This is a genomic window from Variovorax sp. F042 (genome assembly GCF_057814215.1).
On sequence record NZ_JBVASX010000001.1, the window covers coordinates 257,817 to 269,857 of the forward strand.

10 protein-coding genes are annotated in these 12,041 nt (G+C 66.3%); 6 read left to right on the plus strand and 4 right to left on the minus strand.

Going from position 1 to position 12,041, the window contains the following annotated elements:
* The first annotated feature begins 11 nt into the window (after nucleotides 1-11).
* The 6 genes from nusA to ACZYSP_RS01285 are packed head-to-tail and all read left to right on the plus strand — an operon-like array spanning nucleotide 12 to nucleotide 8,641.
* Nucleotides 12-1,505, plus strand: coding sequence for a transcription termination factor NusA (gene nusA / locus ACZYSP_RS01260; protein WP_093054760.1), 1,494 nt, complete (start codon nucleotides 12-14; stop codon nucleotides 1,503-1,505).
* 24 nt (nucleotides 1,506-1,529) lie between these two features.
* A complete protein-coding gene (infB, locus tag ACZYSP_RS01265; RefSeq protein WP_093054762.1) occupies nucleotides 1,530-4,517 on the plus strand; it encodes a translation initiation factor IF-2 in 2,988 nt (995 codons plus the stop codon).
* Nucleotides 4,518-4,538: 21 nt separating this feature from the next.
* Nucleotides 4,539-4,910, plus strand: a complete 372-nt coding sequence (rbfA, locus tag ACZYSP_RS01270) for a 30S ribosome-binding factor RbfA (RefSeq protein ID WP_062479819.1) — start codon at nucleotides 4,539-4,541, stop codon at nucleotides 4,908-4,910.
* A 2-nt stretch (nucleotides 4,911-4,912) separates the two neighbouring features.
* Nucleotides 4,913-5,869 (plus strand): tRNA pseudouridine(55) synthase TruB, encoded by a 957-nt coding sequence (truB, locus tag ACZYSP_RS01275; protein WP_093074580.1) that lies wholly within the window; start codon nucleotides 4,913-4,915, stop codon nucleotides 5,867-5,869.
* A complete protein-coding gene (gene typA / locus ACZYSP_RS01280; protein ID WP_093054766.1) occupies nucleotides 5,866-7,704 on the plus strand; it encodes a translational GTPase TypA in 1,839 nt (612 codons plus the stop codon). Before truB ends, typA begins: the two co-directional genes overlap by 4 nt.
* A 19-nt stretch (nucleotides 7,705-7,723) precedes the next feature.
* Entirely contained in the window at nucleotides 7,724-8,641 is a 918-nt protein-coding gene (locus tag ACZYSP_RS01285; protein WP_093074578.1) for a DMT family transporter, read from the plus strand.
* Between the two features lie 17 nt (nucleotides 8,642-8,658).
* On the opposite strand, the gene ACZYSP_RS01290 is transcribed toward ACZYSP_RS01285, so the two are convergent.
* The 4 genes from ACZYSP_RS01290 to ACZYSP_RS01305 all read right to left on the minus strand — a co-directional run bounded on the left by ACZYSP_RS01290 (nucleotide 8,659) and on the right by ACZYSP_RS01305 (nucleotide 12,028).
* On the minus strand, nucleotides 8,659-10,080 hold the full coding sequence (locus ACZYSP_RS01290; protein WP_093074576.1) for a hypothetical protein: 1,422 nt from the start codon (nucleotides 10,078-10,080) through the stop codon (nucleotides 8,659-8,661).
* A gap of 112 nt (nucleotides 10,081-10,192) precedes the next feature.
* Nucleotides 10,193-10,588 carry a COG4315 family predicted lipoprotein gene (locus ACZYSP_RS01295; protein ID WP_093054772.1) on the minus strand — a complete coding sequence of 132 codons (396 nt, stop codon included), beginning with the start codon at nucleotides 10,586-10,588 and terminating at the stop codon, nucleotides 10,193-10,195.
* Nucleotides 10,589-10,680: 92 nt separating this feature from the next.
* Nucleotides 10,681-11,499, minus strand: coding sequence for an anti-sigma factor family protein (locus ACZYSP_RS01300; protein WP_093074574.1), 819 nt, complete (start codon nucleotides 11,497-11,499; stop codon nucleotides 10,681-10,683).
* 13 nt (nucleotides 11,500-11,512) lie between these two features.
* On the minus strand, nucleotides 11,513-12,028 hold the full coding sequence (locus ACZYSP_RS01305) for an RNA polymerase sigma factor (protein ID WP_093074572.1): 516 nt from the start codon (nucleotides 12,026-12,028) through the stop codon (nucleotides 11,513-11,515).
* Nucleotides 12,029-12,041: the final 13 nt, after the last annotated feature.

The following is a 12,041-nucleotide window of genomic DNA, read 5'->3' on the forward strand; positions in this document are numbered from 1 at the left end:
GGAGTGGTGGCATGAATCGCGAAATGTTGATGTTGGTGGATGCGATCTCGCGCGAGAAGAACGTCGAGCGTGACGTGGTCTTCGGCGCGGTCGAGTCCGCTCTGGCGCAAGCCACCAAGAAGCTCCATCAGGGCGACGTGGACATTCGCGTCGCGGTCGATCGCGACAGCGGCGACTACGAAACCTTCCGCCGCTGGCACGTCGTGCCCGACGAGGCTGGCCTGCAGCTGCCCGACCAGGAAATCCTCCTGTTCGAAGCCAAGGAAGAAATGTCGGACATCGAAGTCGGCGAGTACATCGAAGAAGCGGTGGACTCGGTGCCGATCGGCCGCATCGGCGCCATGGCCGCCAAGCAGGTCATCCTGCAGAAGATCCGCGACGCCGAGCGCGAGATGCTGCTCAACGACTTCATGTCGCGCGGCGACAAGATCTTCGTGGGCACCGTCAAGCGCCTGGACAAGGGCGACATCATCGTCGAGGCCGGCCGTGTCGAAGGGCGCCTGCGCCGCAGCGAGATGATCGCCAAGGAAAACCTGCGCAACGGCGACCGCGTGCGCGCCATGATCATGGAGGTTGACCTGACGCTGCGCGGCGCGCCGATCATCCTGTCGCGCTCGGCCCCCGAGTTCATGATCGAGCTGTTCCGCCAGGAAGTGCCCGAAATCGAGCAAGGCCTGCTCGAAATCAAGAGCTGCGCCCGTGACCCGGGTTCGCGCGCCAAGATTGCCGTGCTATCGCACGACAAGCGCGTCGACCCCATCGGCACCTGCGTCGGCGTGCGCGGCACCCGCGTCAACGCCGTGACCAACGAGCTCGCTGGCGAGCGCGTGGACATCGTGCTGTGGAGCGAAGACCCGGCCCAGTTCGTGATCGGTGCGCTGGCCCCGGCCAACGTGTCGTCGATCGTGGTGGACGAAGAAAAGCACGCCATGGACGTGGTGGTCGACGAGGAAAACCTCGCCATCGCCATCGGCCGCGGCGGCCAGAACGTGCGCCTGGCTTCCGACCTCACCGGCTGGAAGATCAACATCATGGACGCCAACGAGTCGGCCCAGAAGCAGGCGACCGAAACGGACGCCAGCCGCAAGCTCTTCATGGAAAAGCTCGACGTCGACGAGGAAATCGCCGACATCCTCATTTCGGAAGGTTTCAACAGCCTCGAAGAAGTGGCCTACGTGCCAATTTCCGAAATGCTGGAAATCGAGGCGTTCGACGAAGACACCATCAATGAGCTGCGCTCGCGTGCCAAGGATGCGCTGCTGACCATGGAAATCGCCAAGGAAGAGGGCGTCGAGGCCCAGTCGACGGTGTCGCAAGACCTGCACGACCTCGAAGGCCTGGACCCCGAGCTGATTCCCAAGCTGACCGAAGCGGGTGTGAACACCCGTGACGATCTTGCCGACCTCGCGGTCGATGAACTCACCGAGATCACCGGCCAAAGCGCCGATGACGCCAAAGCCCTCATCTTGAAAGCCCGCGAACACTGGTTCGCCGGCCAAGAGTGACGGTCATGGAGGCACGAAACCAATATGTCCAGTACCACTGTCGCCGAGTTCGCGAACGAGCTCAAGAAGACTCCCGAAACCTTGCTTGACCAGCTCAAGAGCGCAGGTGTGCCCAAAGCGGCCGCCACCGATGCGCTCACCGAGGCTGACAAGCAGCGCCTGCTCGGCCACCTGAAGGCCAGCCACGGCACCGTCGAGCCCGAGCGCAAGAAAATCACGCTGACCAAGAAGTCGACCAGCGAGATCAAGCAGGCCGACGCCACCGGCCGCGCCCGCACCATCCAGGTCGAGGTGCGCAAGAAGCGCACCTTCATCCAGCGCGAAGACGGCCATCCCGCCACGCCCGAGACGGCGCAGCAAGTGGCCGAGGCACCTGCCGCCGCGCCCGCCGCTCCCCGCATCGACGAAGCCGAACTGGCCCGCCGCGAGGAAGAAGCGCGCCGCCAGGCCGAGCTGATCCGCCGCCAGGAAGAAGAGCTGGCTGAAAAGCGCCGCCTGCGCGAAGAAGCCGAAGCTCGCGAACGCGAGCAGGCCGAAAAGGCTGAGAAGGCCGAGCAGGAAGCCGCACGTGTCGCCGCCGAAACCGCCGAGAAGAAGGCCGCTGCCGCAGCAGCTGCTGCCGCCGCGAGCGCAAAGGACAGCACCACGGCCACCAAGCCGGCGGCTGCCCCCGCGCCCGCCGTGACGGCCGCCGCCGCTGCTGCAGAGCAGAAGGCTGCCGATACCAAGCTCGCCGCGCAAACTGCTGCGACGCAGGCCAAGGAAGACGCGAAGGCCAAGGCCGCCGCCGAATCGAAGGCCCGCGCCGACGAAGAAGCCGCGCGCGCCAAGGATCTCGACGAGCGTCGCCGCAAGGCCCTGGCCGAAGCCGAAGCCATCCGCGCCATGATGAACGCACCGGCCCGCGTGCTGGTGCCGCACAAGGCACCCGAGAAGCCGCAGCCCGAAAAGGCCGCGGTCAAGGGAACGCTGCACAAGCCGACCGCGCCCGCAGCGCGTGCCGGCGCACCTGCCGCGCCCGGCGCTGCAGCAGCTGCACCCGGCGCTGCCGGTGCCGCAGGCAAGGAAGTCAAGTCCGCCAAGCTCTCGTCGAGCTGGGCTGGCGATCCTGCCAAGAAGAAGGAAATCAAGACCCGCGGCGATGCCAGCGGTGGTGTCGGTCGCGGCAACTGGCGCGGAGGCCCGCGCGGTCGCCGTGGCAACGACCGCGGCGGTCACGACGAGCAACATGCGCCGGCCGCACCGGTCGAGGCGCGCATTCTCGAAGTGCATGTGCCCGAAACCATCACGGTGTCCGAGCTCGCGCACAAGATGGCCGTCAAGGCGCAAGAGGTCATCAAGCAACTGATGAAGCTCGGCCAGATGGCGACCATCAACCAGTCGCTCGACCAGGACACCGCAATGATCCTGGTGGAGGAAATGGGCCACAACGCGGTGGTTGCCGCGCTTGACGACCCGGAAGCCTTCACCGACGAGGACGTGTCGGCGCAAACCGCCGAAGCCCTGCCGCGTGCACCGGTCGTGACCGTCATGGGTCACGTCGACCACGGCAAGACCTCGCTGCTCGACTACATCCGCCGCGCCAAGGTCGCTGCGGGCGAAGCCGGCGGCATCACGCAGCACATCGGCGCCTACCACGTGGAAACCGATCGCGGCATGGTGTCGTTCCTCGACACCCCGGGTCACGAGGCCTTCACGGCCATGCGTGCTCGCGGTGCGCAAGCTACCGACATCGTGATCCTGGTGGTGGCGGCCGACGACGGCGTCATGCCCCAGACCAAGGAAGCCATCAAGCACGCGAAGGCGGCTGGTGTGCCGATCGTGGTTGCCATCAACAAGGTGGACAAGCCCGACGCCAACCTGGACCGCGTGAAGCAGGAACTGGTGGCCGAAGAGGTCGTGCCCGAAGAGTACGGCGGCGACGTGCCGTTCGTGCCGGTGTCCGCGAAGACGGGCCAGGGCATCGACGACCTGCTCGAACAGGTGCTGCTGCAGGCCGAAGTGCTGGAACTCAAGGCGCCGGTGGATGCCGCCGCCAAGGGCCTGGTCATCGAAGCCCAGCTCGACAAGGGCCGCGGCCCGGTTGCTACCGTGCTGGTTCAGTCCGGTACGCTCAAGACCGGCGACGTGGTGCTGGCTGGCTCGACCTATGGCCGCGTGCGTGCCATGCTGGACGAAGACGGCAAGTCGACCAAGACTGCAGGCCCGTCGATCCCGGTCGAAATCCAGGGTCTGACCGAAGTGCCGCAAGCGGGCGACGAGTTCATGGTGATGAGCGATGAGCGCCGTGCGCGCGAAATCGCTACCTACCGTGCCGGCAAGTTCCGCAACACCAAGCTGGCGAAGGCCCAGGCCGCGAACCTGCAGAACATGTTCACCGACCTGTCGGCGGGCGAAGTGCAGACGCTGCGCATCATCATCAAGGCCGACGTTCAGGGCTCGCAGGAAGCTCTGGCGCAATCGCTGCTCAAGCTGGCGACGGACGAAGTCAAGGTGCAGGTGGTGTACGCCGGCGTGGGTGGTATCAGCGAAAGCGACATCAACCTCGCCATCGCCTCCAAGGCGGTCGTGATCGGCTTCAACGTGCGTGCCGATGCCGGTGCGCGCAAGCTGGCCGAGAACAACGGCGTGCAGCTGAACTACTACAGCATCATTTACGACGCCGTGGACGAGATCAAGGTCGCGATGTCGGGCATGCTGGCGCCGGAGCGCCGCGAGGAAATCATCGGCTCGGCCGAAATCCGCACGGTGTTCGTGGCCTCGAAGATCGGTACCGTTGCAGGTTCCTACATCACCTCGGGCTCGGTCAACCGCACTGCGCATTTCCGCCTGCTGCGCGACAACGTGGTGGTCTACACGGGCGAAATCGACTCGATCAAGCGCATGAAGGACGATGTGCGCGAAGTCCGCGAAGGTTTTGAGTGCGGTATCAAGCTCAAGAACTACAACGACATCAAAGAGGGCGATCAGCTCGAATTCTTCGAGATCAAGGAAATCGCCCGGACGCTGTAAGCGTTCCATGCGAGAAAGTCCATGCCGAAGAGAAAAGCCGCCGCCCCCAACCGCGCGTTCAAGGTTGCCGATCAGATCCAGCGCGATCTGACGGAGCTGATCGCGCGCGAGTTGAAGGACCCGCGCGTGGGCATGGTCACGATCCAGGCCGTCGAGGTCACGCCCGACTATGCGCACGCGAAGATTTTCTTCAGCCTGCTCACGGGCGACGTGGCCGAGACGACCGAAGCGCTGAACCAGGCCGCGGGCTTCCTGCGCAACGGCCTGTTCAAGCGCCTGCACATCCACACCGTGCCCACGCTGCACTTCCTGTTCGACCGCACCACCGAGCGTGCGGCCGACATGAACGCGCTCATCGCGCAAGCCGTCGCTTCGCGCTCGAAAGACGACTAGCCATGAACGCGCCACGCACAAGGGTGCAGCGGCGCCCTGTGCATGGGGTGTTGTTGCTCGACAAGCCGCTGGGACTCTCCAGCAACCAGGCCTTGCAAAAGGCCAAGTGGTTGCTGCGCGCGGAAAAAGCAGGCCACACCGGCACGCTCGATCCGCTCGCGACGGGAGTCCTGCCGCTTTGTTTCGGCGCAGCCACCAAATTCAGCCAGTTGCACCTCGATGCCGACAAGACCTATGAGGCCACGGCTCGCCTGGGCATCAAGACCGCGACCGGCGATGCAGAGGGCGAAGTGATCGCCGAGCGGCCGGTGCACGTCACGCCTGAAGACCTGGCGCGCGTCGAGGCACAGTTCACCGGCCCGATCCGCCAGGTGCCCCCGATGCACAGCGCGCTCAAGAAGGACGGCAAGGCGCTGTACGAATACGCGCGTGAGGGCGTCGAAGTCGAGCGGGCACCGCGCGACGTCGTGATCCACAAGCTCGAACTCAGCGCGATCGGCGACGACGTCATCCGTATCCTGGCCTCCGTCAGCAAGGGCACCTACATCCGCACCCTCGGCGAAGACATCGGCGAGGCGCTTGGGTGTGGTGCACACCTGAGCTCGCTGCGCCGGACCGCCACGGGCGGCTTCGTCGAGGCCCAGTGCATCACGCTCGAAGCGCTCGAAGCCATGGACGAGGAAGAGCGCCTGGCACAACTCCTGCCTGCCGAAGCCCTGGTGGATGGCCACAGCCGCGTCACGCTCGGCGTGGAAGATGCGGCACGTTTTCTTTCGGGCCTGCGCCGCCGTGGCGGCTGGGCCGATGCCGATGAGGTGGCCGTGTTCGGCTCCGACCCGCGGGCGTTCCTGGGCACAGCCCATGTAACGGCCGGCGAATTGATCCCGGGGCGCTTGCTGAACCCCATCGAAATCCAGCAAATTCTTTTGAACGCACAACAGACCGAAGCGACACCATGAGTACCAAGCAAATTCGCAATATCGCCATCATTGCCCACGTGGACCATGGCAAGACCACGATGGTCGACCAATTGCTGCGCCAGTCCGGCACCTTCGCCGAGCACGAGAAAGTGGTCGACACGGTAATGGACAACAACGCCATCGAAAAGGAACGTGGCATCACGATCCTGGCCAAGAACTGCGCCGTGACCTGGGAAGGCACGCACATCAACATCGTCGACACCCCGGGCCACGCGGACTTCGGCGGTGAAGTGGAACGCGCGCTGTCGATGGTCGACGGCGTGGTGCTGCTGATCGACGCGCAGGAAGGCCCGATGCCGCAGACGCGCTTCGTGACCAAGAAGGCGCTGGCCCTCGGCCTGAAGCCCATCCTCGTGGTGAACAAGGTCGACAAGCCGGGCGCCAACCCCGACAAGGTGGTCAACGCCGCCTTCGACCTGTTCGACAAGCTCGGCGCGACCGACGAACAGCTGGACTTCCCCGTGGTGTACGCCTCGGGCATCAACGGCTGGTCGTCGCTGGAAGAAGGCGCGCAGGGCGAGCAGTGGGGCCCCGACATGTCGGCCCTGTTCAACACCATCCTGAAGCACGTGCCGGCGCAAAAGGGCGATCCCGCCGCGCCGCTGCAGCTGCAGATTTCCGCGCTCGACTTCTCGACCTTCGTCGGTCGCATCGGCGTGGGCCGCATCAGCCAGGGCACCCTGAAGCCGATGATGGACGTGGTGGTGATGGAAGGCCCGGACGGCAAGGCCATCAAGGGCCGCGTCAACCAGGTGCTGACTTTCCAGGGCCTTGACCGCGTGCAGGCCACTGAAGCCGGCCCGGGCGAGATCGTGCTGATCAACGGCATCACCGACATCGGTATCGGCGTTACCGTGACCGACCCCGCGAACCCCGCGCCGCTGCCGATGCTCAAGGTCGACGAACCGACCCTGACGATGAACTTCTGCGTCAACACCAGCCCGCTGGCCGGCCGCGAAGGCAAGTTCGTCACCAGCCGCCAGATCTGGGACCGCCTGCAGAAAGAACTGCAGCACAACGTTGCGCTGCGCGTGAACGAAACCGACGAAGAAGGCATCTTCGAAGTGATGGGTCGCGGCGAACTGCACCTGACCATCCTGCTGGAAAACATGCGTCGCGAAGGCTATGAAATGGCCGTGTCGAAGCCGCGCGTGGTGTTCCGCACCGTCAACGGCGAGAAGCACGAGCCGATCGAACTGGTGACGGCCGACATCGAAGACCAGCACCAGGGCGGCGTGATGCAGGCACTGGGCGAGCGCAAGGGCGAACTGGTCAACATGGAACCGGACGGCCGTGGCCGCGTGCGCCTCGAATACCGCATTCCGGCGCGTGGCCTGATCGGCTTCACGAACGAATTCCTGAACCTGACGCGTGGCTCGGGCCTCATCAGCAACATCTTCGACAGCTACGAGCCGCACAAGGGCGACATCGGCAGCCGCAAGAACGGCGTGCTGATCTCCATGGACGACGGTGAAATCTTCACCTACGCCCTGGGCAAGCTGGACGACCGCGGCCGCATGTTCGTGAAGGCGAACGACCCGGTGTACGAAGGCATGATCGTCGGCATCCACAGCCGCGACAACGACCTGGTGGTGAACGCCACGCGCACCAAGCAGCTGACGAACTTCCGCGTCTCGGGCAAGGAAGACGCGATCAAGATCACGCCCCCGATCGAACTCACGCTCGAATACGGCGTGGAATTCATCGAGGACGACGAGCTGGTCGAAATCACGCCCAAGAGCGTGCGCCTGCGCAAGCGCTACCTGAAGGAACACGAGCGCAAGCGCGCCGGCCGCGATACGTCGCAAGGCTGATCGACTCCGTCGATTTGCCATGCGCCTGACGCACGGCGGCGCCGTCTGGCTGATGGTCGTCGTGACCCTGATGTGGGGCACGGCGGGCGTCGTCACCCGCCACCTGGCGCAGGCGCACAGTTTCGAGATCACCTTCTGGCGCAGCCTCTTCACGACGCTGGCGCTGCTGGTGATCTTGCCGCTTTGGCGGGGCCGCGCCGTGTTCTCGCAACTGCGCCGCGGCGGGCGCGAACTCTGGATCTCGGGCGTGTGCTGGGCCGTGATGTTCACGGCCTTCATGGTCGCGCTCACGCTGGCTTCGACGGCCAGCGTGCTCGTCACCATGTCGCTCGGGCCGCTGCTCACGGCGCTGGCGGCGCGCTTCTTCATCGGCCATAAGCTGCCCGCGCGCACCTGGCTGGCCATCGTGGTCGCGGGTGCGGGCATCGGCTGGATGTACGGCACGCAGCTCATGCAGGGCGGGGGCGGATCGCTGGCCGGCACGCTGCTCGCGCTGTGCGTGCCGCTGGCGGGCGCGGCCAACTGGACCGTGGTTCAGCACGCGCAGGCGAAGGGCCACAAGGTGGATCTGGTGCCTGCGGTGCTCATCGGCGCGGTGCTCACGGCGCTCTTCACGCTGCCCTTTGCATGGCCGTTCCGGGCCAGCGCTCACGACCTTGGGCTGCTGGCCTTCCTGGGCGTGTTCCAGCTCGCCATTCCCTGCGTTCTGTCGGTGTTGTGCGCCCAGGTGCTGAAGGCGCCTGAAGTCGCGTTGCTGGCCTTGCTGGAAGTCATTTTCGGCATCGCGCTGGCCTGGATTGGTGCGGGCGAGCAGCCTGCAGCAAGCGTGCTGACCGGCGGGGTGCTGGTCATCGGCGCGCTGGTGTTCAACGAACTGCTGGCGCTGCGCGGCCGGCGCACCACGGTCGCCGACACCGCGGTGCCGGGCGCGCACTGATCGACTGGCGCTTCTGCCTACTGCGGCATGGCTGCGTCGGTGACGCCCATGCTGCTCAGCCGCGCTTCGAGCACCTTGCGCACGAAGGTCTTCGGAAAGTCGTCGCTGACGCGCCAGTTGCCGTTGTCTTCCACGAAGGTGAATTCTCCGGTCACGGGCAATGAGGTGTCGCTGCCTGAGAGGGCGCCCAGCAGGCTGTCGTTGTATTCGATGACCAGCGGGCAGGTGTGGCCCATGCCATCGTCCAGCTTGCGGCAGGGGCCCGTGGGCTCGATCTCGGCGATTTCTCGCGAGCGGTTCGGGTCCTTGCGCACCAGGCCCGAGTCGGTGCGCGGACGCATGCGCATGGCCGAAGCCGATCGTGCCGCGCTCAGCGGCGCCGCGCCTTCGCGGAAGGCTTTTTCCATCGCCTCGCGGCCGATGGGCTCAGCGTTGTAGAGCGGCCTGCCATCGGCGTCGAGGTGCCCGAAGCGTGCCTCGACGATGGCTACGTCCGCGCCGCGCACCACCATCTCGTCGCTCTTCGGCTCCGTGGGACCGATGGTGTACGCCATGGGTTCCTTGCTGTCGCCCCGCGTCATGACCGCCACGCAGCCTCGCACGCGCTCCGGCTTGCGGTAGCCGACTTCGCGCATGCTGCCGACGGAGGGCGTTTCGATCACGGTGCCGGCGTTCGGGTCGAGGTGGCGCATGCGCACGTCCATGGTCACGCGGCGCATGAGGCTGTCGAGTGTCTTGCGCGTGGAGGCGGCGTCGCAGGCGGGCACGCTCGCCGGGGCGAACAGGTACCAGCCGAGGCCGCCGCCGATCACCGCCACGGCCAGGATGAACTTCCACGCGCCGATGCGGCGGCTGCGTTGCGCGCGAGCCTGCCATGCCTTGATGGCCTGCTCGTCGGCCTCGATCAGGGCCTGTGCCTCGTTCACGATGCGCGTGCGCTCGGCGGCCATGGCAAAGGCCGGCTCGGCGGCGACCTGGGCGCTCAGGGCGTCGAAGCGTTCCTTTTCGAGCGGGCCTTCGGTTGCCAGCCAGGCCAGCGTGGCCACGGGTGACGCAGCCACGGTGCCCACGACCGGCGTTTCCGTCAGCGCCATGTCGCGCGTCTCGGCGTCGATGAGGCTGTCCCTGAAGAGCACCTCGATTGCCTCGTGCGTGATGCCTTGCCCGGCCAACTCGATGAGGTCGTCGGCATCGATGGCGGTATCCGCCGCGTCGTCGGCGTGCGGGGCGTCGTCGCCGATCTTGTCGAGCGCCGCGTTCTGTTCTTCCTCGGTGACCATGCCGCGTACGCGCATCCAGGCCAGCGCATGGGCCGGGTTGGGGAGCGGGGGAAGGGCGGCGGTTTCGGGGTGGGCGCGCGCGGCGTCGTGCTGTGCGTCGCTGATCAGGCCCTGGGTCAGCAGGGCGAGGAACGCATCCGGATTGGCGTCAGAGCTCATGCGGGGATTCTGCCGTGGGTGGTGCCGGCCTCTACACCGGGAAACGCCGGGAAAAGCCGATAAAAGAAAACGCCGGCAGGCGCCGGCGTTCTTGCGTCAGATCCTTGATGGATCAGGGACGAGCGACTTTCCAGGCGCCGTTTGCCACGCCGTCGCCGGTCTTGTCACCGGGCTTGGCATCTTTCGCCCAGTAGTACAGCGGCCAGCCCTTGTAGGCCCACTGGCGCTTGCCGTCTTCGCGAATGATGATGGTGTAGCCGCCGATGGGCTTGGCGGTGTCGGCCACGGCGAGCGCGGGCCAGTTGGCGGCGCACTGGGCGTTGCAGGCGGAGGTGCCGGAGCCGGCGGTGTCCTTGGTGAAGGTGTACAGCGTCATCCCGTTCGGTCCGACCAGCACGCCGTCGGCGGTGCGGGTTGGCGTGTCGGGGGCGCTGGCGGTCTTGTTGGACATGCCGCCGCAGCCGGCGAGCAGGGCCGCCGCGAGGATCGAGGCGCTGAGCAATTTCATGCAGTTTCTCCTTCAGTTGAAAAATCGCGAAAACAAGCCAGGTGACGGAAAGCCAGGCAATGTGATTGCGCGACCGGCAGTTTATGCGGTCGTTACGACAAATCGCGGTAGGCCAGCGTCGCAAGTTTGAGCAGAACTTCTCGCGGCAGCTTGCCGGCGAGGGCATAGCCGAAGCCCTGGTCGACCCAGTAGAAGCTGGGCACGGGGCCTTCGGAGGCGAAGCGGAAGGCGGTTTCGCGTGCGGCGGTGGCTCCGGCGGCATTGGCGTCCAGCGTGCCGATGTAGAGCGTCACGCGCTCGCCGGCCGCATCTTCGAACATGAACTGGGCGCGCGCGCCGGTTTCCCCGGGCAGCAGGCGGCCGCCGACCAGGGTGTAGCCCTGGGTGGAGAGGTCGGGCACCTTCAGCGGCCTGTCGAGGCGCCTGGAGAGCCACTGGACCAGGTGCTGCTGCTCGGAGGCAGCCACTTCGACGGGGTGTCTTTTCTCGGGTGCGTAGACGGCGTGCGCGACCGAGGCGTCGTGCACGAATTCGCGCACCGCCGGCACCTTGGCCAGTTGCGTGCCGCCGCGCGGCGCGGACCATTGGGCATTCCCGAGCCAGCCGGCAGCGAAGGCGATCAGCAGACCTGCCGCCATGCCGCCCCAGCGAAGCCAGGAGACGTGCCGTGCCGTTCGCGGCAGATGCCGATCGAGTGCGCCCATCAGGGCAGCGGGAATCGGTTCGTCGAGCAGTTCGCCATGCAGCCGGCGCAAGGCATCGCGCTGCGTGTGCCAGGCAGCGACCTTGGCGGCCACGGCGGGATCGCTGGCAATGGCTTCCTCGACCGCGCCATGACGATCGGCGGCCAACTGGCCATCGACCCAGGCGTGCAGCTCGTCGTCGGTAGGGGGCGGGGCGGGGCGGCTCATGGTGCGGCGGGTTTCATTTGAGGCGGCGCAGGCCGGGGCGAACGGGCGCCGATGCGCCGTCCATCAGTTCCTGCAGCCGGACGCGGGCGCGCGACAGGCGCGACATCACCGTGCCGGCCGGGATGCCGAGCACCTTGGCCACTTCGGCATACGACAGGTCTTCGAGCGTCACCAGCAGCAGCACGGCGCGCTGTTCGTCCGGCAACTGCATCAGGCAGCGCTGCAGGTCGAGGCTGGTGCCCTGGTCGCGACCAGGATCGACGCCGCCCTGCAGTTCGTGCGGCAGGTCGTCGAGCGGCACCACGGCATGGGGTGGTGGCGTGCGGCGCACCTGGCTCGCGAAGATGTTGTGCATGACGGTGAAGAGCCACGCGCGCAGGTCGCTGCCCACCACCCACAGACGCCATTTGCTGCAGGCGCGCTCCAGCGTGTCCTGCACCAGGTCGTCGGCCGCCCACGCATTGCCCGTGAGTGCCCGCGCATAGCGGCGCAGGCTCGGGATGTGCTCGACCAGCAGGCGGGCGTCCATGGAGCGTGGATCG

Coding starts and splice junctions, on each gene's coding strand:
- typA (WP_093054766.1), top strand. CDS start 5,866: ATGAGTACCAAGCAAATTCGCAATATCGCCATCATTGCCCACGTGGAC.
- truB (WP_093074580.1), top strand. CDS start 4,913: ATGAACGCGCCACGCACAAGGGTGCAGCGGCGCCCTGTGCATGGGGTG.
- nusA (WP_093054760.1), top strand. CDS start 12: ATGAATCGCGAAATGTTGATGTTGGTGGATGCGATCTCGCGCGAGAAG.
- ACZYSP_RS01285 (WP_093074578.1), top strand. CDS start 7,724: ATGCGCCTGACGCACGGCGGCGCCGTCTGGCTGATGGTCGTCGTGACC.
- ACZYSP_RS01290 (WP_093074576.1), bottom strand. CDS start 10,080: ATGAGCTCTGACGCCAATCCGGATGCGTTCCTCGCCCTGCTGACCCAG.
- infB (WP_093054762.1), top strand. CDS start 1,530: ATGTCCAGTACCACTGTCGCCGAGTTCGCGAACGAGCTCAAGAAGACT.
- ACZYSP_RS01300 (WP_093074574.1), bottom strand. CDS start 11,499: ATGAGCCGCCCCGCCCCGCCCCCTACCGACGACGAGCTGCACGCCTGG.
- ACZYSP_RS01305 (WP_093074572.1), bottom strand. CDS start 12,028: ATGGACGCCCGCCTGCTGGTCGAGCACATCCCGAGCCTGCGCCGCTAT.
- rbfA (WP_062479819.1), top strand. CDS start 4,539: ATGCCGAAGAGAAAAGCCGCCGCCCCCAACCGCGCGTTCAAGGTTGCC.
- ACZYSP_RS01295 (WP_093054772.1), bottom strand. CDS start 10,588: ATGAAATTGCTCAGCGCCTCGATCCTCGCGGCGGCCCTGCTCGCCGGC.